The organism is Acinetobacter sp. P37 (genome assembly GCF_057480965.1).
This window is the reverse complement of sequence record NZ_JBLIYY010000011.1, coordinates 69,767-93,209: the sequence shown is the minus strand read 5'-3', so window position 1 is coordinate 93,209 and position 23,443 is coordinate 69,767. Positions and strand designations below refer to the sequence as shown.

General features: G+C 42.0%; 20 protein-coding genes. 13 read left to right on the top strand and 7 right to left on the bottom strand.

The features are described 5' to 3' along the window. Positions 1-57: 57 nt before the first annotated feature. Positions 58-1,758 (bottom strand): NAD-dependent malic enzyme, encoded by a 1,701-nt coding sequence (locus AC25JC_RS11475; protein WP_078194067.1) that lies wholly within the window; start codon positions 1,756-1,758, stop codon positions 58-60. Positions 1,759-2,158: 400 nt separating this feature from the next. On the opposite strand from AC25JC_RS11475, the gene mdh reads away from it, so the two are divergent. Together mdh and AC25JC_RS11465 are read left to right on the top strand one after the other, a co-directional pair. After that, a complete protein-coding gene (gene mdh / locus AC25JC_RS11470) occupies positions 2,159-3,370 on the top strand; it encodes an iron-dependent methanol dehydrogenase (protein WP_486924073.1) in 1,212 nt (403 codons plus the stop codon). 246 nt (positions 3,371-3,616) lie between these two features. Continuing rightward, the gene (locus tag AC25JC_RS11465; RefSeq protein WP_486924072.1) at positions 3,617-4,579 is read left to right on the top strand and encodes an alpha/beta hydrolase; all 963 of its coding nucleotides are present in this window, start codon (positions 3,617-3,619) and stop codon (positions 4,577-4,579) included. A 21-nt stretch (positions 4,580-4,600) separates the two neighbouring features. Here the strand turns inward: AC25JC_RS11465 and AC25JC_RS11460 are convergent, their stop codons facing one another. Beyond that, positions 4,601-5,782 carry a helix-turn-helix domain-containing protein gene (locus AC25JC_RS11460; protein WP_486924071.1) on the bottom strand — a complete coding sequence of 394 codons (1,182 nt, stop codon included), beginning with the start codon at positions 5,780-5,782 and terminating at the stop codon, positions 4,601-4,603. Positions 5,783-6,003: 221 nt separating this feature from the next. Here AC25JC_RS11460 and exaC point away from each other — a divergent pair, with 221 nt between their 5' ends. Both exaC and AC25JC_RS11450 read left to right on the top strand, forming a co-directional pair. Beyond that, positions 6,004-7,515, top strand: a complete 1,512-nt coding sequence (gene exaC, locus AC25JC_RS11455) for an acetaldehyde dehydrogenase ExaC (RefSeq protein WP_078194071.1) — start codon at positions 6,004-6,006, stop codon at positions 7,513-7,515. 242 nt (positions 7,516-7,757) lie between these two features. Next, positions 7,758-8,249 (top strand): hypothetical protein, encoded by a 492-nt coding sequence (locus tag AC25JC_RS11450; RefSeq protein WP_180024783.1) that lies wholly within the window; start codon positions 7,758-7,760, stop codon positions 8,247-8,249. Between the two features lie 191 nt (positions 8,250-8,440). On the opposite strand, the gene AC25JC_RS11445 is transcribed toward AC25JC_RS11450, so the two are convergent. After that, a complete protein-coding gene (locus tag AC25JC_RS11445) occupies positions 8,441-9,046 on the bottom strand; it encodes a 2-hydroxychromene-2-carboxylate isomerase (protein ID WP_486924070.1) in 606 nt (201 codons plus the stop codon). Between the two features lie 50 nt (positions 9,047-9,096). After that, positions 9,097-9,846: an SDR family oxidoreductase gene (locus AC25JC_RS11440; protein ID WP_486924069.1), complete on the bottom strand. Its 750-nt coding sequence runs from the start codon at positions 9,844-9,846 to the stop codon at positions 9,097-9,099. A gap of 130 nt (positions 9,847-9,976) precedes the next feature. On the opposite strand from AC25JC_RS11440, the gene AC25JC_RS11435 reads away from it, so the two are divergent. The 9 genes from AC25JC_RS11435 (at position 9,977) to AC25JC_RS11395 (ending at position 19,020) form a co-directional block, all read left to right on the top strand. Beyond that, positions 9,977-10,549, top strand: coding sequence for a TetR/AcrR family transcriptional regulator (locus AC25JC_RS11435; protein WP_486924068.1), 573 nt, complete (start codon positions 9,977-9,979; stop codon positions 10,547-10,549). Between the two features lie 312 nt (positions 10,550-10,861). Continuing rightward, positions 10,862-11,983, top strand: a complete 1,122-nt coding sequence (gene ribBA / locus AC25JC_RS11430; RefSeq protein WP_067765588.1) for a bifunctional 3,4-dihydroxy-2-butanone-4-phosphate synthase/GTP cyclohydrolase II — start codon at positions 10,862-10,864, stop codon at positions 11,981-11,983. Between the two features lie 11 nt (positions 11,984-11,994). Beyond that, on the top strand, positions 11,995-12,465 hold the full coding sequence (gene ribH / locus AC25JC_RS11425; protein WP_067765591.1) for a 6,7-dimethyl-8-ribityllumazine synthase: 471 nt from the start codon (positions 11,995-11,997) through the stop codon (positions 12,463-12,465). A gap of 4 nt (positions 12,466-12,469) precedes the next feature. Next, on the top strand, positions 12,470-12,919 hold the full coding sequence (nusB, locus tag AC25JC_RS11420; protein ID WP_067765594.1) for a transcription antitermination factor NusB: 450 nt from the start codon (positions 12,470-12,472) through the stop codon (positions 12,917-12,919). 20 nt (positions 12,920-12,939) lie between these two features. Beyond that, a complete protein-coding gene (gene thiL, locus AC25JC_RS11415; RefSeq protein WP_486924067.1) occupies positions 12,940-13,857 on the top strand; it encodes a thiamine-phosphate kinase in 918 nt (305 codons plus the stop codon). 22 nt (positions 13,858-13,879) lie between these two features. Then, complete coding sequence (locus AC25JC_RS11410) at positions 13,880-14,356, top strand: phosphatidylglycerophosphatase A family protein (protein WP_486924084.1); 477 nt, start codon at positions 13,880-13,882, stop codon at positions 14,354-14,356. 21 nt (positions 14,357-14,377) lie between these two features. Beyond that, positions 14,378-15,742: a bifunctional UDP-N-acetylglucosamine diphosphorylase/glucosamine-1-phosphate N-acetyltransferase GlmU gene (glmU, locus tag AC25JC_RS11405; RefSeq protein ID WP_486924066.1), complete on the top strand. Its 1,365-nt coding sequence runs from the start codon at positions 14,378-14,380 to the stop codon at positions 15,740-15,742. 12 nt (positions 15,743-15,754) lie between these two features. After that, positions 15,755-17,593 carry a glutamine--fructose-6-phosphate transaminase (isomerizing) gene (glmS, locus tag AC25JC_RS11400; protein WP_427987671.1) on the top strand — a complete coding sequence of 613 codons (1,839 nt, stop codon included), beginning with the start codon at positions 15,755-15,757 and terminating at the stop codon, positions 17,591-17,593. A gap of 56 nt (positions 17,594-17,649) precedes the next feature. Next, complete coding sequence (locus AC25JC_RS11395; protein WP_486924065.1) at positions 17,650-19,020, top strand: phosphohexomutase domain-containing protein; 1,371 nt, start codon at positions 17,650-17,652, stop codon at positions 19,018-19,020. 103 nt (positions 19,021-19,123) lie between these two features. On the opposite strand, the gene AC25JC_RS11390 is transcribed toward AC25JC_RS11395, so the two are convergent. From AC25JC_RS11390 to pgi, 3 genes are all read right to left on the bottom strand, one after another. Next, a complete protein-coding gene (locus tag AC25JC_RS11390) occupies positions 19,124-20,581 on the bottom strand; it encodes a capsule assembly Wzi family protein (RefSeq protein WP_486924064.1) in 1,458 nt (485 codons plus the stop codon). 183 nt (positions 20,582-20,764) lie between these two features. After that, positions 20,765-21,781, bottom strand: a complete 1,017-nt coding sequence (gene galE, locus AC25JC_RS11385) for a UDP-glucose 4-epimerase GalE (protein ID WP_486924063.1) — start codon at positions 21,779-21,781, stop codon at positions 20,765-20,767. Next, positions 21,774-23,441, bottom strand: a complete 1,668-nt coding sequence (gene pgi / locus AC25JC_RS11380) for a glucose-6-phosphate isomerase (RefSeq protein WP_486924083.1) — start codon at positions 23,439-23,441, stop codon at positions 21,774-21,776. The genes galE and pgi overlap by 8 nt, the downstream gene beginning before the upstream one ends. Positions 23,442-23,443: the final 2 nt, after the last annotated feature.

The following is a 23,443-nucleotide window of genomic DNA, read 5'->3' as shown; positions in this document are numbered from 1 at the left end:
GGTATTTTTCGATTAGATGCAAAATCGATTCTGTTCAATCAGCATCTTTAGACCAAATTAATAAGTCACACGGACATAATCACGATATTCAGGTTTCCAGAAATTCTCTTCAATCGCCTGTTCGAGCACTTCAATGCTGACATTTGGCGCAACACCATCAGCAATCGCAGCTAATGCCACTTTCAATGCGATTTTCTTCGAAATATCCTGTAAATAATCCAAACTTGGCAATAAATCGGCATTTGGATCTGCCAATTTTGGTGAACAGTCTGCCAACGCCGTACTCGATGCCATCAGCATATTTTCCGTCACACGTTTCGCCCCAGATGCAATCACACCGAGACCAATCCCCGGGAAAATATAGGAGTTATTACACTGTGAAATCTGATGAATCTTGCCATGATAATTCACTGGTGCAAATGGACTGCCAGTCGCAATCAGGGCCTTACCTTTGGTCCACTCGATAATATCTGCAGGCACCGCTTCGACACGCGATGTTGGATTAGACAGTGGCAACACAATAGGCTGTTCACAATTCGCAGCCATCGTTTCAATGACCTCTTGGCTAAACAGTCCCGGTTGTCCCGAAACGCCAATCAATACAGTCGGTTTAGCATGTGTAACTACATCCAATAGCGAAATGACTGAATCTGCATTTGCCCAATGAGCAACGTTATCCGGTGCTTGCGCAAGTTTGCGTTGGAAATCTAAAAGATTCGGCTGATTTTCAGTAATTAAACCAAAGCGATCGACCATAAACACCCGCGCACGCGCTTGAGCATCGGTTAAACCTTCCGCCACCATTTGCTTGATGATCTGTTCTGCAATCCCGCAACCTGCTGAACCTGCACCTAAGAATGTGACGATTTGATCTTTGAGCTGCTTGCCTGCTGCACGTGATGCCGCAATTAAACTTCCGACAGACACCGCTGCTGTTCCTTGAATATCATCATTAAAGCAGCAAATTTTATCGCGATATTTTTCCAATAAAGGCATCGCATTTTTTTGTGCAAAGTCTTCAAATTGAATCAGTGCTTTAGGCCAACGTTGTTGAATGGCTTTAATCACGTCATCGACAAATTGATAATATTCTTCACCACTGATGCGAGGCTGACTCCATCCCATATAAATCGGGTCATTCAACAGCTGTTGGTTATTGGTTCCGACATCTAAAGTAATCGGCAATGTATAAGCTGGACTGATCCCACCACATGCGGTGTAGAGCGACAACTTACCAATTGGAATCCCCATCCCGCCAATGCCTTGGTCACCAAGTCCAAGAATACGTTCACCGTCCGTAATCACGATCACTTTCACGTTCTTTTTATTCACGTTATGAATAATTTGGTCAATATGATCACGGTCAGGATATGAAATAAAGATCCCACGATGACGACGATAAATGTCCGAGAAGCGCTGACAAGCCTCCCCCACTGTTGGTGTATAGATGATCGGCATCATCTCACTGAGGTGGTTTTCAATTAAGTGATAGAACAGCGTCTCGTTGGTGTCTTGAATATTACGCAGGTAAATATGCTTATTGATATCACTATTAAATGCACAATATTGCTGATAAGAACGCTGACTTTGCTCTTCAATGCTTTCTGTGACGTGTGGAATTAAACCGTGCAAATTAAAGCTCTTACGTTCATCTTCATTAAACGCAGAGCCTTTATTTAAAAGTGGGAGTTCTAAAAGTGTATTTCCGGCATAAGGAATATATAAAGGACGTTTCGTTTTCAAATTTTCACTAGGCATTATTTAACTCGTTTAATTAATCTTTTGTTTCGCACTGCAAAAAGCGAAATGCACAAAAGTGACTATCTCGTTATTTGTTATAGCCTATCCTGATTCGAGCGCTTTGGGGCATTTAGTAAATTGATAGTAGTTTTAGTTAGATTTTATAATCTGATAACTCGATCATGCATCCAATCATCGCAACGCCTATTTTGGCTTAAATGTATACGACTTTTAGCGAATCTTAGAAAATAACAAAAATAATTAATGATTAAATTTCAATCAATTAAATAAATTCAAAACAAAGCCTTAATTTTGGTAGGTCTTTGGTAGGTGTGAATTTAAAACATCCCTCGCAATACTCAGTTTAGGTGAGTATCACCCATAACAAATGACAATGAATGGTAGAAGGAATCGCACCATGGCTTTTAAAAATATTGCAGATCAAACAAACGGTTTTTATATCCCTTGTGTTTCACTTTTTGGTCCCGGCTGCGCTAAAGAAATTGGCGCAAAGGCGCAAAATCTTGGCGCTAAAAAAGCGCTCATCGTGACCGATGCCGGTCTATACAAATTTGGTGTGGCAGACACCATTGCCTCATATTTAACTGAAGCTGGCGTAGAAAGTCATATATTCCCGGGCGCAGAACCCAACCCAACTGACACCAACGTGCATAGCGGTGTAGATGCCTACAATGACAATGGCTGTGATTTTATTGTCTCTCTCGGTGGTGGCTCTTCTCATGACTGTGCCAAAGGCATTGGCTTAGTCACCGCAGGTGGTGGTCATATTCGTGACTATGAAGGTATTGATAAAAGTACAGTCCCAATGACTCCACTCATTGCGATTAATACCACCGCAGGTACGGCATCAGAAATGACCCGTTTCTGTATCATTACCAATACTGACACCCACGTTAAAATGGCGATTGTCGACTGGCGTTGTACCCCTCTTATCGCCATTGATGACCCGAAACTGATGATTGCAAAACCTGCGGCGCTCACTGCAGCAACCGGTATGGATGCATTAACGCATGCGGTCGAAGCTTATGTTTCTACAGCAGCCAATCCCATTACCGATGCTTGTGCTGAAAAGGCCATTTCAATGATCAGTGAATGGCTTAGCCCTGCCGTAGCCAATGGCGAAAACCTAGAAGCACGTGATGCGATGAGCTATGCACAGTACTTAGCAGGGATGGCATTTAACAATGCATCTTTAGGTTATGTTCACGCAATGGCACACCAACTGGGTGGCTTCTACAACTTGCCACATGGCGTATGTAATGCCGTGCTGCTACCACACGTTTGCGAATTTAACCTGATCGCCTGCCCTGACCGCTATGCACGTATCGCACAGCTCATGGGTGTGCCAACCGATGGTTTAACGGTGACTGAAGCGGCTTATGCAGCGATTGCAGCAATCCGTGAACTGTCTGCTTCGATTGGCATTCCATCGAGCCTTTCTGAACTCGGTGTGAAAGAACAAGACCTCAGCATCATGTCTGAAAATGCACAAAAAGATGCCTGTATGCTCACCAACCCACGTAAAGCGACTCATGCTCAAGTGGTTGATATTTTCAAGGCAGCGCTTAAAGCCAATACCTCTGTGGTCGACTTCAAAGCGGCCGTTTAAGTTAAGCCCTTAAAGGTCTTCATGTTTAAGTGACCTAAGTGCCTACATTATCCTTTGAGTCTGGTGATGTAGGCTCAACTGAATCCATTTCACCTTTTATTTCAGGAAAGCGACTATAGATTGGTCGCTTTCATACTGAGGTCACTCTTTTTTAGTCCGCATAACAGCATCGATTATTCATTTGACAAAAGCTTATGGCTCATCAAGGATAAAGCATAATGTCCAATAATATTGATGAGTATAATAATGAGCCATTCACATATTCAGTATCAGCCTGACATTTTGGGCGCAGGCTATGAACAAGCCACGCTGACCTTCCCTGATGATTATGAAGGCCCTGTGGTTGCCACACTGGTTCGCAAAAAAGCAGCGGCTCCAACCTCCAAAGCGGTGCTCTATATCCATGGCTTTATTGATTATTTTTTCCAAACCGAAATGGCGGAACGCTTCAATCAGCATGGCTTCGACTTTTACGCACTAGATTTAAGAAAATATGGTCGCTCCATCCGCCCGCATCAAAAATACTATAATGTGCATGCACTGTCTGAATACGATGCCGAAATAGATCAAGCCCTAACGATCATTGCTGATGAAGGTCATGATGCCTTGCTGCTCTGTGGTCATTCTACCGGTGGCTTAACCACCACTTTGTATGCGGCGCATCATCAAAATCATCCTTTAATTCAAGCCCTTTGGGTTAACAGCCCATTTTATGATTTCAACATGAATCCAGTGAAACGCGCACTGGGTATTCCACAGCTGAGTAAATTGGCAAAGACTTTTCCAAATCTAAAATTCCCAAGTGAACTAAATAAATGGTACACCGCCAGCTTACACCGTGAACTCAAGGGTGAATGGAGCTTCAATTTAGACTGGAAAAAGACCCGCTATCCAATGGTGTATTTAAGTTTTGTACGGACAATTTATGAGGCTCAAAAGGAAATTCATCAAGGTGTGACGATTGATGTACCGGTATTAGTGATGCATTCACATCAAACTAAAAATCCCAAAAAATGGGGTAAAGCAGCGCAGACCAGTGATGTGATTTTGGGTGTAAAAGATATCCAAAAATATGCCAAAAAAATTCAAGGCGATGTCACCATTCAAAGTATCCAAAATGGTTTACATGACTTAGTCCTTTCTGAGAAATCAGCACGCGAACAAGTCTATACCCAGCTCTTTCAATGGCTGGCCAATAAAGGCCTTTAATAGCCTGTATGACATTGCAACTTACTGTTTTAATTTCAACAAGGTCTGATGTACGGGATGTGATCTCGGCATCAGCTCAATCAGGCGTTCAACCGCATCAATGGCTTCAGGAAAACGCGCGACATGCTTGAGCAGAACATCCGTTTCTTTGGCATTAAAAATCGCTTGGCTCAAGCGTGACTCAAGACAATCACGCCATGCCCCTAAAAATGGGCTTTCAGTTTTAGCCAAGAAAACCCCTGAACACAGTTTTAAGGCCGAATCGATATAACCTGCATCTAAAGCTTGCTCGGCTTGCAAAAAATCGGCTTCGACTTGTGCCAGTAAACGATAGGGACGTGAGCCTAGCATGCCGCCCAAAATATCGCGTAGCTGCGACATTTCCGCTTTTAAAGTCCCAACACTCACCTTGCGTTCACCATATAAGGCTTGATGCAAAGTATCTAAGGTCATGCCTTGCGGACATAGCGCCAAGATGGTCAAAATTTCTATTTGCCGCGGGGTCAGCACCATCACTTTGCCATTAAATAACACTTGCGGCACAGCAAAGGCCCGAATATACAAATGCTGTTTTTGAAAATCGAGTAAAGCCGATTGAATAATCGAAGCGCAGCGTTCAGCCGCAAGTAGCCCTAAACTATTGTGGTTTTTCCACACGGTAGATAAATCAACCACGCCCAAAATTTGCTGCGTATGTGGATCGATAATTGGTGCTGCATAGCAGACCCATTCATGTACTGATGGCATGTAATGTTCATTTGAAAACACACAACTCGACTGCTGAGTTTTTAAAGACAACGCTAATGCATTGGTGCCGACCAATTCTTCGCGCCATTGCCCACCTGCAATAAAATGCACACTTTCCGCAGCACTTTGCATTTGCCGACTCGACGCACTCCAAATAATCGTGCTACCTACATCGCCCACGGCAAGTACCATCGACGACTGTTCGGCTATGTGTTTTAAATCTTCTGCACAATGTTGTAAGGCATGATGCAATGCCGACTGTTGTTGACTTTGAGGGTTCAAATTCACCAAAGGCGCAGCACTCCGATTTTCCGGAATTTCCGCCTGCGCCGATCGCTGCCAAGAGCTCGCAATGCTCTCATTCAATTGCGAGGTTTGCTGCTTTGACAGACTCATGCCCTGCCTTAACCGTTCGACATTCTGTCGTTTTTCAGATAAATCCTTCTGTATCATCATTCATTATTCTCACAACAATTCATGACTAAAAATCCGTTTCCCGGCTTTTGTTTTTAAGACTGAAAAAAAATATTGTAAACCTTCTTGTCTCCAACCTTTTTCCAACCTTATACAGGCTATGCTAATCAAATAATGTACAAAAGTACCTTATACCAAAGCTGTAGATTGCCACAGATGGGCAGCCCAACAAGATCATAATAAACAAGCAAAGGAAAATTCATATGCGTTATGTCGATCCTAATCAACCCGGTTCAAAAGTTCAGTTTAAAGCTCAGTATGAAAACCTGATTGGTGGCCAATGGGTCGCGCCAGTGAAAGGTGAATACTTTGAAAATATCTCCCCTGTAGACGGTAAAGTTTTTACCAAAGTGCCACGTTCTTCTGCTGAAGATATTGAATTGGCTTTGGATGCAGCGCATAAAGCCAAAGCCCAATGGAACGCCTCTTCCCCAACCACACGCTCAAATATTTTATTAAAAATTGCCGATCGACTTGAAGAAAACCTAGAGCTCCTTGCGGTCGCAGAAACATGGGACAACGGTAAACCGATTCGTGAAACCTTAGCCGCTGATATTCCACTTTGTATCGATCACTTCCGTTATTTTGCCGGCTGTATCCGTGCCCAAGAAGGCGGCATTTCTGAAATTGATGAAAATACTATTGCTTACCATTTCCATGAACCACTTGGTGTGGTCGGTCAAATTATTCCGTGGAATTTTCCAATCTTGATGGCGGCTTGGAAACTAGCTCCAGCATTGGCTGCGGGTAACTGCATCGTGTTGAAACCTGCGGAGCAAACGCCTGTCAGCATCTTAGTCTTGGCTGAACTCATTCAAGACCTACTCCCACCGGGCGTGCTGAATATTGTGAATGGTTATGGTGTTGAAGTCGGTCGTCCATTGGCGACCAATCCACGCATCTCAAAAATCGCCTTCACCGGTTCAACCGCTGTGGGTCAAATGATCATGCAATATGCGACTGAAAATATCATTCCTGTGACTTTAGAACTTGGTGGAAAATCACCAAATATCTTCTTTGAAGACATCATGGACAAAGATGATGAGTTCTTAGATAAAACACTCGAAGGTTTTGCCATGTTTGCGCTCAACCAAGGTGAAATTTGCACATGTCCATCACGTGCATTGGTACAAGAAAGCATTGCAGATCGATTCTTGGAAATGGCAGTAGAACGTGTGAAACGTATTAAGACGGGTCATCCACTCGATACCGATACCATGATTGGTGCACAGGCATCGCAAGAGCAGCAAGATAAAATCTTGGGCTGTATTGCGACAGGTAAAAATGAAGGTGCACAGCTCATTACTGGTGGTGATCCACGCAATGAAGTCGGTACAGGTTTCTATATTGAACCAACCATTTTCAAAGGCACCAATGACATGAAGATTTTCCAAGAAGAAATCTTCGGCCCTGTGCTTTCAGTTGCCACCTTTAAAGACTTCGACGATGCCATTAAAATTGCCAATGACACGATTTATGGTCTAGGTGCAGGGGTTTGGTCGCGTTCAGCACATACTTCATATCGTGCGGGTCGTGCCATTCAGGCGGGCCGTGTATGGACCAACTGTTATCACATCTATCCTGCACACGCTGCATTCGGCGGCTACAAAAAATCAGGGATCGGCCGTGAAAATCACAAAATGATGCTTGATCATTATCAACAAACCAAAAACCTCTTGGTGAGCTATGACACCAAGCCAATGGGCTTCTTCTAAGCAGCGTTGAACAATACATGAGATAAAAAGCGAACTTCGGTTCGCTTTTTTGTTAGAAGCCTCTTCAAAGAATTCATTGAAATTTCTTTTAAAAAGCTGCAAATTTTCTTATGCTTGCTAAACAAATAACTTTATTAATTAAAAATATTTAAATAGCTATGAAATATTGTGTCTCCTGTGGAGAAAAAGCATTAGTACAACATCACTTTTGTAGTGCCTGTGGTCATTCATTTGGTGATCAAGTGTCAGACAAACCTAAGCAAGCACGTTATCCCGCATTTGTGCCCAACCAAGATGATATTTCGACCTATGAACATCATCTCAAATACTTAAACAAATTAAGCTCTTTCCAAAGCAAAGTATTCTATCTTTTCTTCTTTGGTGCTTTCGCGGTCATGTTTTTTACTTTCACAAGTGTATTTTCAGGTTGGGCGTCTGTTTCCAAAGCATTTGAATCTATATGGCTATTTCCTTTTTGTATCATCAGTTGTATTGCCATAAAATTTACAAGTTTGGACTATTGGCTTGCTAAACAAATTTATGGTCGAAATTATCGTTATAAAGACAATGGATTAAGACTCGTTTACCAAGAGCTACCAAGCGCTAAAAATCATAAAGATGAATTTATCTGTATCTTTTGCGGCAATAAACGATTCTTTCGTAAAGGTATTTATGCAAGCGATTCATGCACCGTAAATTGCACCAAATGTCAGCATTATTTATATACGGAATAAAGCTTAAGTTTTTTAAGTTAGTACCCCAAAAATAAGACTCAATACAAATGAAAGCTGAGTAAAAGTAGATGTAAGTAAGACAATCAGCCATGATCCATTCTATAATTCCACTTACATCTACAATGACTTCTGCATTCCCGCCCTAAAACTGGTGCTCATATTCAGTAGCATTCACTCAAGTATTCGTCCAATTAGGCTGATCGTGATGAAGCCTGTAAAGCCGCCTCAACAAAATGTAAATGATCAACACCCCAATATAACTCATCATCGACAAACCAACTTGGCGCCCCAAACACACCACGTTCAATAGCTTCTTCGGTCACCACTTTCAGCTCAGATTTGACTTTTTCATCATCCAACCACTGTTTCACTTGTTCTGCACCTAGCCCCAGTTCTTGCAAGAGTTGCATGAAGGTGGTGAGATCATTTAAATTGCGTGGCTGACCAAACATTGCGTTAAAAATACCCGTCAGTACATTGAGAAATACTTCAGGCTGAAATAATTGGACTGCGGTTATCAAACGCATCAACTGCAAAGTATTGATTGGAAAATACGGATTCATCTGTACGGGTATCTGCCATAACTTTCCCCAACGTTGAAGATCAATCATGGAATAACGTGCCTTCGCAGGTACCGCCATTGGGCTACTATTGCCTGTGGCTTTAAACACTCCACCGAGAAGCATTGGCTTCCAAATCAGCTCGGCTTGATACTGCTGCGCAATCTGTTGAATACGGTGAAATCCAATGTAGCTATATGGACTGCCGACATCAAAATAAAATTCAATGACTTTCATTTTTTTCGTCCTTTTTTTGCTTGTTTTTCCTAATATTTTTAAATCAGTGCTTACCAGCGCTCCATCCACGGTCGCAGATCTAATTCATGCGTCCATGCATCTCGTGGTTGCTGTGAGAGATGCCAATAATTTTCTGCAATATGTACTGGATTTAAAATACCATCTTGCTCTTTTTTAGCATAAAGATCAGGGAATGTATCTTTGATAAAATCGGTATCAATTGCACCATCAACCACCACATGCGCTACATGAATATTACGTGGACCTAGTTCCCGTGCCATACTTTGTGCCAAGGCACGAAGCGCATGTTTTGCTCCAGCAAAAGCGGCAAAGCCAGCCGCACCGCGCACACCTGCTGTTGCGCCAGTAAAAATAATCGTGCCTCGTTCACGTGTCACCATGCGTTTTGCCACTTCCCGACCAGTTAAAAAAGCCGAGAAACATGCCATCTCCCATATTTTGAAATATTTACGTGCTGTTTCTTCCAAAATACTACATGGCACATTGGCACCGATATTAAAGACCATGACCTCAATCGGGCCAATGCTTGATTCGATATGCTCGATGAGTTCAATCACTTGCTCTTCTTTTCGAGCATCCGAACCAAAGCCAAAAGCAGTCCCTCCCTGTGTTTGAATTTCAGCAATTAAAGGCTTTAATTTGTCTGCATTTCGTCGTGTCATACAAGCAATATAACCCTCCCGGGCAAAACGTTTGGCTATTTCACCGCCGGTGGCATCTCCTGCACCAATGATCAATGCCACACCTTTGACAGGCTTAGATATATGATTATTTTCCATAACAATCCCCTCGTGCTGGATAGTTTTTATATTCCATGTGCGATCAATTTTATTGAATAACGATCGTTACTATAACGAATACTATGTTATGGTTAATTTATCGTCAATATTATTTTCAAGGGGGTTGCAGATGCGTTACAAACCCGCATACAAACAACAAAAACGACAAGAACTACTCAACATTACGGGACAAATTGCGAAAAAAAATGGCTTTGCTGCAACAGGTGTTGACGGCTTAATGAAAGCTGCAGGTGTAACTAGTGGCGCATTCTATTCACATTTTTCGTCAAAACAGGATTTACTCAAAGCATTGGTTGAATATGAATTGCAGCAAAGCTTTAACATGTGGCAAAGCAACCCGCATCACAATGCAGCCGACTGGATTAATTTTGAATTAGACCGTTACTTAACCCCTTCCCACCTTGAACATCCTGAACAAGGCTGTGTTTTGCCGACACTTGCGACCGAAGTAGCTCGTGCAGATGACACGATTAAACAGGCCTATGAAAAGGAATTACTGCGCGGTCATGCTTTATTTAGCGCACATTTGGCGAGTGAAGAAAAAGCTTGGGCCATGATGTCCCAATTGGTCGGTGCGGTTTTAATTGCACGGGCAATGCATGATCCCGAATTACAAAAAAGCATTTTGCAGGCCAATAAAATGATCATTCAAGATTATTTAGCTGCTCACTCAGCTGCATAAGTGACGATTATTTTATGTGATCCTTCATGTAGTTATGCGATTAAATGCTTCCGATAAACTGTCAGCTCCCTATGGCTTAATTATTCAATATCCGTATAAGGTTGCCAATTTTTATGCTTTTCAATCGCTTAAAGATTGGGCATAAATGGCACAATTCAAATAAAGTCCTCTTTTCAAGGTTCTGACGACTGTGTATAACAATGAGCCATTAAAGGAAAATGATAAGCATAGGCAAAGAACGCAAAAAAACGTTAGACTATGCAACAATCAATGCAAGTAAATGTCATTCGAGACAAAAAAAGGTGAAGATTGATGCCGCTCAATACTGTTGAAGAGCTCGTAGCTGATATTCGTGCAGGTAAAATGGTCATCCTCATGGATGATGAAGATCGTGAAAATGAAGGCGACCTTGTTATCGCTGCGACCCACGTACGCCCTGAAGATATCAACTTCATGATTACGCATGCGCGTGGTCTTGTGTGCTTAACGCTCAGCAAAGAGCGTTGCCAACAGTTAAATTTACCACTCATGGTTGATGCCAATGGTGCGCAGCACGGTACCAACTTTACCTTGTCTATTGAAGCAGCAAATGGCATTTCAACAGGCATCTCACCTGCTGAACGTGCGCACACCATTCAAACAGCGGTAGCTGCACATGCTAAACCAGCTGACATCGTACAGCCAGGCCATATTTTCCCGCTGATGGCACAGCCTGGTGGCGTCCTTCACCGTGCAGGTCATACTGAAGCAGGCTGTGATTTATCGCGTTTAGCCGGCCTAGAACCCGCATCTGTGATTTGTGAAATCATCAATGAAGACGGCACCATGGCACGTCGCCCTGATCTTGAAGTCTTTGCTGAAAAGCATGGCTTAAAAATGGGAACCATTGCAGATCTGATTCACTACCGCATGACCAATGAACAAACGGTTGAACGTCTAGACCAGCAAACACTAGATACAGAATACGGTACATTTGAATTGTTCCGTTACCGTGAAATTGGTAATCCAGACATTCATTTAGCCCTTGTGAAAGGCGAACCAAAGCAAGGCGTGACCACTGTACGTGTACACGGTTTCAGCCCAGTTCGTGACTTATTAAAACTGAATAAACAAGATGGCGCTCCGGCGTGGAATCTCGATAAAGCACTGAAAGAAATCGCATCAAGCGATCGTGGTGTTTTAGTATGGATTGGTCAGCGTCATTTACAGGACTTAGGTCCTGCTTTAGAAAATTTAACTGCACCGAAAAATGTTAAATCCAATGCAGCACTGTCTCAGCAGTATCAAACCATTGGTGTCGGCGCACAAATTTTACGTGATTTAGGCGTGGAAAAAATGAAGCTTCTTAGCTCGCCATTACGTTTTAATGCATTATCAGGTTTTAACTTAGAAGTGGTGGAATACATCACCGCAAATCAAACATCAGAGAAATAATCGAGGTTGCTATGGCAGTTCGCCGTATTGAAGGTATGTTACATCTCGCGAACGAAGACCGTTATGCGATTTTAGTTGGTCGTTTTAATAGCTTTGTTGTTGAACATTTGCTAGAAGGTGCCGTTGATACATTGAAACGTCATGGCGTATCAGAGGATAATATCACTGTTGTTCATGCACCGGGTGCTTGGGAACTTCCTGTGGTTGCGAAGAAACTTGCAGCTTCAGATCGTTTCGATGCCATCATCGCGCTTGGCGCAGTGATTCGTGGTAGCACGCCTCACTTCGATTTTGTTGCTGGCGAATGTGCCAAAGGTTTAGGCGTTGTTGGTCTAGACACTGGCTTACCAGTAATTAATGGTGTATTGACTACGGATAGTATTGAACAAGCGATTGAACGCTCAGGTACAAAAGCAGGCAATAAAGGTAGTGAAGCTGCCTTAACTGCTATTGAAATGGTTAACTTGTTAAAGGCTATTTAACGCTATGTCGCAAACACTTCAAGCAACTTATGCAGCAAAACGTAAAGCACGTCGCTTTGCTGTACAAGGAATTTATGAATGGCAAATGAGCCGCAATCCTGTGCATGAGATTGAAGCACGTACGCGTGTGGAAAATGCCATGCACAAGGTAGATCTCGGCTATTACCACGAGTTATTGACCGAGGTTGTTGCCAATCATGAAGCATTGGATGCGCTTTTAATCCCTGTACTCGATCGCGAAGTTGAAGCCTTAGATGGCGTTGAACTTGCAACCCTTCGTTTAGGCGCGTATGAACTCAAAGAACACCTTGAGATTCCTTACCGTGTCGTACTCGATGAAGCGATCGAGTTAGCTAAACATTTTGGCGGTGCAGACAGCCATAAGTACATCAATGGTGTATTGGATCGTTTAGCGACTACATTGCGTGCAGCAGAAAAGCAACAAGCTAATTAATTTATTAAGTAGTACGTTGTATGGCTGAGTTCTCTATCATTGATACCTATTTTAATCGTCACAGCAGTAGTGCTGTCGATTTAGGGGTCGGTGATGACTCAGCCTTGCTCACCCCTCCTCCACAGCAACAATTGGTCATCTGTGCCGATACTCTCGTTGCTGGACGTCATTTTCCTCTCGACACCAACCCACATGCCATTGGCTGGAAATCTGTAGCCGTCAACCTTTCTGACATTGCTGCAATGGGTGCCAAACCGCATAGTATTTTACTGGCATTAAGCCTACCCCAAATTGATCATGAATGGCTCAAAGGCTTTAGTCAGGGTTTATATGATTGTTGCGATCAATTTGGTGTGAGTTTAATCGGTGGGGATACCACTCAAAGTCCACATCTGACGATTTCAGTCACAGCATTAGGCTGGGTCGATATAGGCAAAGCAGTAACCCGCTCAGGCGCTCAAGTTGGTGATTTCATTTGTGTCAGCGGTCAAGTTGGCGATGCTGCGTATGGATTACAGCATTTAGGACACCCACTGCAAAAGCGTTTAGATTATCCAACACCACGTTGCCAACTTGGTCAACAGCTCAAAGGCTTAGCTCATAGCATGATCGATGTCTCTGACGGCTTGGCTCAGGACTTAGGACATATTTTGCATGCCTCTAAAGTGGGTGCAGAAATCGAGTTAGATCAACTTCCTATCGACGACCATGTAAAACAATTACAACAAGAATCCCAATGGCAGTACGCACTCGCGGGTGGTGATGACTATGAGTTATGCTTTACAATAAGCCCGCAGAATTATCAAAAAATTCTGCAACTAGAATTAGATGTAAACATTCATAAAATTGGTAAAATTACTGAGCCACTCGGGCTGCGTTACAAAAACTACGGCGTTGACCATATACTAAAATTTCAGGGATATCAGCATTTTGCATAAACCAGCCATTAACTTCAAACAAATGTCTTGGGCCAACAGAATAATCGCATTCTGTGGCGTGGGCTTTGGTTCTGGTCTTGCTCCCAAAGCACCGGGAACATTTGGCTCTGCGTTTGCTTTATTGTTTATTCCTGGTTGGCTTGCAATTGGATTTATTAACTCCATTATAGTCATGATCATCATGTCGATTATTGGGATCTATATTTGTGGTCAAACCGCCAAAGTCATGGGTGTTCATGATGATGGCCGCATCGTATGGGATGAATTTGCCGGTCAGTCCATTACCTTCCTCCCAATTTTATATCTTGGGCAAATGAACTGGACTTGGGCATTGATTGGTTTTGCTTTATTCCGTTTATTTGATGTCTGGAAACCGTGGCCTATTCGTGTCATTGACCGTCAAGTCGGTGGTGGCTTTGGCATCATGTTCGACGACATTATTGCAGGTCTTTGGGCCGCGCTTTGCATCTGTATTTATTTTTATATTTTGTCTATGTAATAGAAACACCTAGGATTAAACATGTCTACTAGCGTTATTATTCTTGCTGCAGGTAAAGGGACACGTATGCGTTCTCGTTTACCCAAAGTATTACAACCACTCGCAGGACAACCTCTACTCGGCCATGTCATCAACACTGCGAAAAAATTAAATGCAGAAGAAATAATTACCATCTATGGGCATGGCGGTGAATTGGTTCAAAACGCGTTTGCACATGAAAATGTCAAATGGGTTGAACAAGCAGAACAATTGGGTACAGGCCATGCAGTCAAAGTGACTCTCCCTGTCCTAGCAAAAACTGGGATTTCTTTGATTCTCTCAGGTGATGTGCCTTGTATCACTGAAGCAACATTACAAAAACTATTAGATGCATCTACTCAAACAGGTATTGGCTTAGTAACTTTAACGGTTAATGATGCGACAGGTTATGGTCGTATTGTACGTGAAAATGGCAAAATTCAAGCCATTGTTGAACATAAAGATGCTTCTGAAGAACAACGTAAGATCAAAGAATTTAATACCGGTATTTATGCAGTGAGCAATGCCAAATTGCATGAATGGCTGCCAAAATTAAGCAATAATAATGCACAAGGTGAATATTACCTGACCGATATCGTGGCAATGGCAATTGCTGACGGTCTCGAAGTGGCATCTGTTGAACCAGAACGCGCTTTCGAAGTGGAAGGTGTCAATGACCGCGTACAATTGGCAGCCCTTGAGCGTGAATTTCAAGCATTCCAAGCTAAACAACTGATGCAACAAGGCGTTCACCTGATTGATCCTGCACGTTTCGACTTACGTGGCACACTGACTGTTGGTCAAGATGTCCGTATCGATATCAACGTGATTATTGAAGGTGATGTTGAACTCGGTGATAACGTTGAAATTGGTGCAGGTTGTATCATTAAAAACTCCAAGATTGCGGCAGGCACTAAAGTTCAACCATATAGCGTTTTTGACAGTGCCATTGTTGGTGAAGACGCTCAAATCGGTCCATTTGCACGTTTACGCCCTGGCGCAAAATTAGCTGCAGAAGTACATATTGGTAACTTTGTTGAAGTTAAAAATACCACTGTCGGGTTAGGCTCAAAAGCCAACCACTTTACCTATTTAGGTGATGCAGAAGTCGGTGCAGGTTCAAACATTGGCGCAGGCACCATTACCTGCAACTATGATGGCGCAAACAAATTTAAAACCATCATTGGTGACTCAGCCTTTATCGGCTCAAATAGCTCATTAGTCGCTCCTGTCACTATTGGTCATGGTGCAACAGTGGGTGCTGGCTCAACCATTACACGTGACGTGGCAGACAATAGCCTTGCGGTAGAACGTTCGAAGCAATTTGCCAAAGAAAACTATCAACGTCCCCAAAAATTGAAGAAATAAGAGGATTAAATTATGTGCGGTATTGTCGGTGGCGTTGCAGAACGTAGTATTACCAATATTTTAATTGAAGGCTTAAAGCGTCTTGAATATCGTGGCTATGACTCTGCGGGTTTAGCGCTGATTAATAAAGGCCATGTTCTACGTGAACGTCGCGTAGGTAAAGTTGCAAATCTTGAACAAGCCGTTGAAGAAGCAGATATCGCAGGTTCGGTCGGTATTGCACATACGCGCTGGGCAACCCATGGTAAACCAACTGAAAATAATGCCCATCCGCATATTTCAGGCAATGTGGCTGTTGTTCATAATGGTATTATTGAAAACTATCAAGAGCTTAAAGATGATCTTGAAGCGCTTGGTTATGTTTTTACCTCACAAACAGATACAGAAGTTGTTGCACATTTAGTCAATGACGCTTTAAAAAGCACCCCGAGTCTTTTAGAAGCGGTTAAAAGTGTGGTGCCTCAACTCAAAGGTGCTTATGCACTGGGTATCGTACATACAGACCATCCTGATGAATTAATCACGGTGCGTGAAGGTTCACCTCTCGTGATTGGTGTCGGTATTGGCGAGAACTTTATTAGCTCGGATCAATTGGCACTTTTACCAATTACCAACCGTTTTATCTACCTTGAAGAAGGTGATATTGCACGTTTGACACGTAATACTATTGAAGTATTCGTCGATGGTAAATTGGTGAATCGTCCAGTCAAAGAGCTTGATGCGACTGTAAGCAATGCTTCAAAAGGTGAATATAAACACTATATGCTCAAAGAAATTTATGAGCAGCCTGAAGCGATTAAGCAAACGATTTCACAAGCATTAAATGGTAATGCGCTTCGTGATGATTTCCTTGCCAATGCAGCTCAAGATTTCAGCCAAATTCAACAAGTGCAAATCATCGCATGTGGTACCAGCTACCATGCCGGCATGATTGCCAAATATTGGTTTGAACAACTGATCGATGTACCTTGCCAAGTCGAAATTGCCAGTGAATTCCGTTATCGCTCGCCTGTGATTGTGAATAACACACTATATGTTTGTATTTCTCAATCAGGTGAAACAGCCGATACTTTAGCTGCACTGCGTGATACGCAAAAACGCGCAGCAGCGAAAAGTTTAAATATCACCACCATGACCATTTGTAACGTCGCAACTTCGTCGATGGTACGTGAAACCAACTACAGTTTGTTGACGCTTGCAGGCCCTGAAATTGGTGTTGCTTCGACCAAAGCATTTACCACACAGCTTGCGGCATTGATGCTATTGGTATTGAAAATTGGTCAAATTAAGCAAAGCATTTCAACTGACCGTGTCTCTGAAATTATTGCAGCGCTTTGGCATACACCAAAAGTGATTTTAGATACTTTACAAAATAATGCTGAGATTCTACGTCTATCAGAATTATTTGTTGAAAAAAATCACTGCCTATTCTTGGGTCGTGGAACTGAGTTCCCTATCGCACTTGAAGGTGCTTTAAAACTTAAAGAGATTTCATACATCCATGCAGAAGGCTACGCGGCTGGTGAATTAAAACATGGTCCATTGGCACTGGTTGATAATGATATGCCTGTGGTGATTCTAGCTCCACAAGATGACATGTTGGACAAACTCAAATCGAACATGGAAGAAGTGCAAGCACGTGGTGGTGAGTTATTTGTTTTCGCTGATGAAAATAGCGGGATCAAAGCCAAAGATCGTCAACATGTTGTGTATGTGCCAAGTGTGAATGAAATCTTGGCGCCGATTGTGTATAGCATTCCAGTACAACTGCTCTCTTATCATGTTGCAGTATTACGTGGTACTGATGTCGATCAGCCACGTAACTTGGCGAAGTCTGTGACGGTGGAATAATAATTTTTGATCAAGGGCTGGAATTTCCAGCCCTTTTTTCTATAGTTGGAAATAACATGACAAAGCTTACTTGTTTTAAAGCCTATGACATCCGCGGCAAACTCGGTACAGAACTGAACGAAGAAATTGCTTATAAAATCGGTCGTGCTTATGGGCAAATTTATCAACCAAACAAGATTGTGGTGGGCTGCGACATCCGTCTCAGCAGTGAAGATTTAAAACAAGCCACCATCAAAGGTCTGAATGATGCGGGTGTTGATGTATTAGATTTAGGTATGACCGGGACTGAAGAGGTCTATTTCGGTGCCTTTCATCTAGATGTTCAAGGTGGGATCGAAATCACGGCAAGTCATAACCCGATGGACTATAACGGTATGAAATTGGTCCGCGAAAATGCACGTCCGATTGGAGCGGATTCAGGTTTAAAAGAAATTCGTTTATTGGCTGAATCAGGCAACTTTAATGAAGTTACCACAAAAGGCAAAACTGAAAAATACAATATTCTGCCTGAATATATTGATCATTTAATGTCTTATATTGATCCTGCTAAAATTCGCCCACTCAAATTGGTCATGAATGCGGGTAACGGCGCTGCTGGTCATGTGGTTGATGCCATTGAAGCAAAATTTAAACAGTTCAATATGCCTGTTGAATTTGTCAAAATTCACAACGATGCCGATGGCACCTTCCCGAATGGTATTCCCAACCCGATTTTAGTTGAAAACCGTGACAGCACCCGTAATGCGGTGATTGACCATCATGCAGATATGGGTATCGCGTGGGATGGTGACTTTGACCGCTGCTTCTTATTTGATGAAAAAGGTCAATTCATTGAAGGCTATTATATTGTCGGTCTATTGGCACAAGCGTTCTTACTGAAACAATCTGGTGAGAAAATTGTGCATGACCCTCGCCTTGTCTGGAACACCTTTGATGTCATTGAACAGTACCAAGGTGAAGCGATTCAATCAAAATCAGGACATTCATACATTAAAGAAAAAATGCGTGAGCACAATGCAGTGTATGGCGGTGAAATGTCAGCACATCATTACTTCCGTGATTTCTCTTATTGTGATAGCGGTATGATTCCTTGGTTATTGGCAATTTCTGTACTCTCAGAAACCCAGCAAACATTGTCTTCACTGGTTGAAGTAATGATTGAAAAGTTCCCTTGTTCGGGTGAAATCAATTTTAAAGTTGCGGATACTCAAGCCACCATTCAAAAGATTTTTGATCACTTTGCCGATCAAAATCCTGCGATTGATGAAACGGATGGTGTCAGTCTAAATTTTGGTGCATGGCGCTTCAATGTTCGAGCATCAAATACAGAGCCATTATTGCGCTTAAATATTGAGAGTCGAAAAGATCAAAATCCAAAACCAATGCAAGATTATGTCGATGAATTAACGCAGTTGATTCAAGGGTAAATTTTTTTGCATGCTATTAAAAAACCATTCAACTTATTCAATAAGTTGAATGGTTTATTTTTTAGCTCAATTAGAAAGAAATTCTATCCAAGCTGACGACTGATTAAAATAGTGAACGATCCAATGGAATTTCGACTCCGATAGACACTCCCGCATCTTGACCATAGACATCAGAATCACTCACCCAACCACTCAGTTTCAATGGCGCATTTGGTTTTAAGTAATGTGTCCAAGTAAGATCTAAAGCTTTAATTTCATCTTTTTGCGCAAATGCATGATTGGTACTTGAATTAGACTGATTAACTTTTGCCACCATTACTCGCCCATTTAAGCGATTCATAACATCAAAGCGAATGTCTCCACCGAGACTTAGCATTTGACCATCCCCACCCATGGTATGCCCTAACGGGAAGCCGTGTTGGTAATAGCCATCTGTATATATATGATGATCGTAAGAAATACCAAGCGCATCACCATTGGTTCGTGTATCTGCCCACTCTGCATAAATTTGATAAGGCATGCTATTCAGTTGAGAGGAATAATCAACTCCAGCCAAATACATTTTCTTAGAAGGTAGAAGTCCTGCCTCATCCTCACCCACATATTGAGCATACATACTCATGGGGATGCCTGTAAAATGATTCAGATTCAAGCGCGCATCAAAACCTGCTATTTGATTCGATGCATTGTCTTCACCAACACATACACCATCATTACATCCATTATCTTTCCCAACAAAAGCATTCCAATATGCTTTTAAGCTACCTGGTTGCCCTTGACCATCAATTTGAAAAGTTCTTGAGGCACCGAGCTCAAGATAAGGCAATGGCTGTGCAGTTAAGCGTAGGCCTAATAAATTCGTATCAGGAACGGCTTTATAATCATCTAATCGGCCAGCAAAAGCTTGATATTGCCAAGGACCAATCCATGACAGCCACTTTGTTTCAAATGCTTGTTGTTCAGCGCGCTGCATGGTCAAACCATAAACTGGGCGGCTTGCATCACCACGGATTAGGCTTCCTTCATGTCCAGGTCCCCAATAGGTTGGGATTTGTCCCGCAATCAACCATTGATTCCACAATTTTCCTGCAATATAAGAACCTTCTAAATTGACATCATGTCCATGGTCAATGATTGGATCTTTTTCAGCATTGACTCGCAGTCTTGCATCCCACTGCGTTCCACCTGCATTCAATTCAAGTGCCGCTTGATATTGCGATTTTTGCTCATCTGCAAATTTTTGCGGGATGTTTTGTGGATCTGTTTCAGCAAATAAAGCGAGCTTAATAGAGGTATTTTCTGCTTCTAAATTTGCCATAACCGAATTGACAACTTTCTGCTGAGCATTATTTTCAATTTTGGCAGTAGATAATGCACGCTGAATTTCTTCACCACTCAATGGCCAAGTCGAAGTGCTGATTTGAATCACACCTTGCTGATTCAGCCAATTTAGATCTGTACGTAGATCATTATTATTCAAAATGATCCCTTGAGCGCAAACCGGCAGAGCTAGAGAAGAAAAAATCGCAAATGACAAAACCCTAAGAGCTTGATATTTCATATGTTATTTCAATCAATTTATCTTTCACATATGATAACGATTTTTTTCAAACAAAAGATAAGATCTATCATCATTTTTGCACAATCAATACACGACTCACGACTTAAGTTAAGTAGTGAGAAGTATGGCAAATACAAAATTCGCCATACTGTCTTTAATGAATTTACACACTAAATTTAAATCTTAGTTGTATCCATTTGGATTTTGCTTTTGCCAGTTCCAGCTATCCTTTAACATATCTTCTAAACTATATTGAGGCTGCCAATCTAACTCTGCGACAGCACGGGCATTATCAGCAAATGAGGTTGCAACATCACCTTCTCGACGAGGTACATATTCAAAGGGTATCTCAACACCATTTACCTTCTCAAAAGTATCCCGAATTTGTTTTACTGAAATTCCATTGCCTGTACCAATATTCCAAGCGCGGCATCCTTGCGTTTTTAAACGATGATTCAATGCGCATAAATGTGCATTGGCCAAATCAACTACATGGATATAATCACGCACACCTGTACCATCTACCGTGTCATAATCATTGCCAAAAATTGACAACTTATCACGACGGCCGACTGCCACCTGTGTGACATAAGGCATCAAATTATTGGGTATCCCTTGTGGGTCTTCACCCATTTGGCCACTTTTATGTGCGCCTACAGGGTTAAAATAACGCAGCAATGCAATTGACCAGCGCTCATCTGCAGCCGATAATTTCTCTAGTAATTGCTCGACAATCAGTTTGGTATAGCCATAGTTATTACTTGGCATACCTGTAGGCATGGTTTCATTCAAGGGTGAAATATTGGCTTCATCATAGACTGTTGCCGATGAACTAAAGACTAACTTAAAGACTTGAGCACGCTCCATCGCTTTAACTAAGCTAATAGAACCTGAGATATTATTTTCAAAATATTTTAGTGGCTCTTTTTGGCTTTCACCCACAGCTTTTAAGCCTGCAAAGTGAATCACTGCATCAATAGAATGATGCTGAAAAATTTGATCTAAAATTTGCTGATCGAGAATATCACCTTCAACAAAATCTAATTTTTTAGCTGCCAACGCTTGAACACGGGCCAAAGATTCGACAGAACTGTTGGATAAATTGTCCAGTACAACAACGTCATGCCCTGCGCTCAAAAGTTGAATACAAGTATGTGAACCAATATAACCTGCACCACCTGTTACTAAAATTTTAGCCATTGGTTTTTCCTAATAATATTTGTAGTAAGCCTTGCGTTGAACCATCTAAATCCGCAATATCCTTTCGATTACCATTTAATATTGGAAGTAGCTGATTGGCAATTTCTTTGCCTTTTTCTACACCCCATTGATCAAACGGGTTAATGTTCCAAAGCACCGACTGTACAAAAACTTTATGTTCATACATTGCGATCAACATGCCCAAACTATATGGATTTAGCTCTTGCAATAAAATGGTTGAACTTGGTTGATTGCCTTCATATTGTTTATATTCCGGCAAATCTTGTACTTCTTGTTGATTTAAAGCTTGATTACCAAATGCCAGTAAGCGCGATTGAGCCAAACAATTGGATAAGGCCAAATGATGCTGTTCCACCAGCGCCTCTGCATTATCGACATAGGTAAATTGTTGTGCCTGATAACGCTGCACTGGCGCAATGAAATCACAACTCACTGCTTGACTGCCTTGATGCAGTAATTGATAAAAAGCATGTTGCGCATTTGGTCCCACTTCCCCCCATATAATCGGGCAAGTATCCCAATCCACTTTTTGACCATTACGCTGAATCGATTTACCATTCGACTCCATTTCCAACTGCTGCAAATAAGAGGCGAAATATTTCAAACGCCCATCATATGGCAGTACTGCATGGGTCTGAATATCAAGGAAATTATTATTCCACGCACCCAATAAGCCCATTAATACAGGAATATTGTGTTCGAAAGGTGCCGTCTGAAAATGCTGGTCTACCGCATATGCGCCAGCTAACAGTTGTTTAAAGCCATCAACTCCAATCGTCAGTGCAATCGGTAAACCAATACATGACCAAAGTGAATAGCGACCGCCAACCCAATCCCAGAGCAAAAATTGGTTTTCGGCTGCAATACCCCATTCTGTCATTTTATTTGCTTTGGTAGATACGCCAACAAAATGATGCTTTAAAATTTGTGATTCTTGCCCAAGTGCTTTTTCAAGCCATAACCGCACTGTTTGCGCATTGGATAAGGTATCAATGGTCCCGAACGATTTTGAAGAAATAATAAATAGCGTGGTTTCGGGGCGAAGTTGATGCAATAAATCTGAAAGCTGGCTACCATCAATAGTCGACACAAAATGCACATTGAGTGGCTTATGTGTGGATTTTTTGAAATCAGATAAGGCATGACTCACCATCAGTGGTCCTAAGTCTGACCCTCCGACACCAATATTGACCACGTCTTGAATGACTTCACCCGTTGCACCGCGGCATTGACCGGCATGAATTTTTTCTACCAAAGCATACATACGCTCAAGTTGTGTATGCACTTGTTCTGCTAATTCAGGATGAGACTGATCATCTTTAGGTAACCGTAGCGCCCAATGCATGGCTGCACGCTGTTCGGTATAGTTAATTTCTTCAGTAGAAAATAAACGCTTTATCCACGAGGTTAAATCTTGTGTCTGTGCCCACTGGACTAGATTTTTGACAACGGGCTGATTGACTCTATGTTTACTAAAATCAAAAACCACCGGCTCTAAAGTTACAGAGAATTTTTCGAATCGCTGAGGGTCTTCAGCAAAGAGTTCTGTTAAATGCTTATTTTCAAATTCAGTTTTCAAACTATGAAGACTGCCTAAAACTGAATCTAAATGTTCGACCATATAGGGTTGAGTTTTCATAG

What these genes read in the sequence shown, in the direction of transcription:
- AC25JC_RS11475 (WP_078194067.1), bottom strand. Translation starts at nt 1,758, where the DNA reads ATGCCTAGTGAAAATTTGAAAACGAAACGTCCTTTATATATTCCTTAT.
- mdh (WP_486924073.1), top strand. Translation starts at nt 2,159, where the DNA reads ATGGCTTTTAAAAATATTGCAGATCAAACAAACGGTTTTTATATCCCT.
- AC25JC_RS11465 (WP_486924072.1), top strand. Translation starts at nt 3,617, where the DNA reads ATGAGCCATTCACATATTCAGTATCAGCCTGACATTTTGGGCGCAGGC.
- AC25JC_RS11460 (WP_486924071.1), bottom strand. Translation starts at nt 5,782, where the DNA reads ATGATGATACAGAAGGATTTATCTGAAAAACGACAGAATGTCGAACGG.
- exaC (WP_078194071.1), top strand. Translation starts at nt 6,004, where the DNA reads ATGCGTTATGTCGATCCTAATCAACCCGGTTCAAAAGTTCAGTTTAAA.
- AC25JC_RS11445 (WP_486924070.1), bottom strand. Translation starts at nt 9,046, where the DNA reads ATGAAAGTCATTGAATTTTATTTTGATGTCGGCAGTCCATATAGCTAC.
- AC25JC_RS11440 (WP_486924069.1), bottom strand. Translation starts at nt 9,846, where the DNA reads ATGGAAAATAATCATATATCTAAGCCTGTCAAAGGTGTGGCATTGATC.
- AC25JC_RS11435 (WP_486924068.1), top strand. Translation starts at nt 9,977, where the DNA reads ATGCGTTACAAACCCGCATACAAACAACAAAAACGACAAGAACTACTC.
- ribBA (WP_067765588.1), top strand. Translation starts at nt 10,862, where the DNA reads ATGCCGCTCAATACTGTTGAAGAGCTCGTAGCTGATATTCGTGCAGGT.
- ribH (WP_067765591.1), top strand. Translation starts at nt 11,995, where the DNA reads ATGGCAGTTCGCCGTATTGAAGGTATGTTACATCTCGCGAACGAAGAC.
- nusB (WP_067765594.1), top strand. Translation starts at nt 12,470, where the DNA reads ATGTCGCAAACACTTCAAGCAACTTATGCAGCAAAACGTAAAGCACGT.
- thiL (WP_486924067.1), top strand. Translation starts at nt 12,940, where the DNA reads ATGGCTGAGTTCTCTATCATTGATACCTATTTTAATCGTCACAGCAGT.
- AC25JC_RS11410 (WP_486924084.1), top strand. Translation starts at nt 13,880, where the DNA reads ATGTCTTGGGCCAACAGAATAATCGCATTCTGTGGCGTGGGCTTTGGT.
- glmU (WP_486924066.1), top strand. Translation starts at nt 14,378, where the DNA reads ATGTCTACTAGCGTTATTATTCTTGCTGCAGGTAAAGGGACACGTATG.
- glmS (WP_427987671.1), top strand. Translation starts at nt 15,755, where the DNA reads ATGTGCGGTATTGTCGGTGGCGTTGCAGAACGTAGTATTACCAATATT.
- AC25JC_RS11395 (WP_486924065.1), top strand. Translation starts at nt 17,650, where the DNA reads ATGACAAAGCTTACTTGTTTTAAAGCCTATGACATCCGCGGCAAACTC.
- AC25JC_RS11390 (WP_486924064.1), bottom strand. Translation starts at nt 20,581, where the DNA reads ATGAAATATCAAGCTCTTAGGGTTTTGTCATTTGCGATTTTTTCTTCT.
- galE (WP_486924063.1), bottom strand. Translation starts at nt 21,781, where the DNA reads ATGGCTAAAATTTTAGTAACAGGTGGTGCAGGTTATATTGGTTCACAT.
- pgi (WP_486924083.1), bottom strand. Translation starts at nt 23,441, where the DNA reads ATGAAAACTCAACCCTATATGGTCGAACATTTAGATTCAGTTTTAGGC.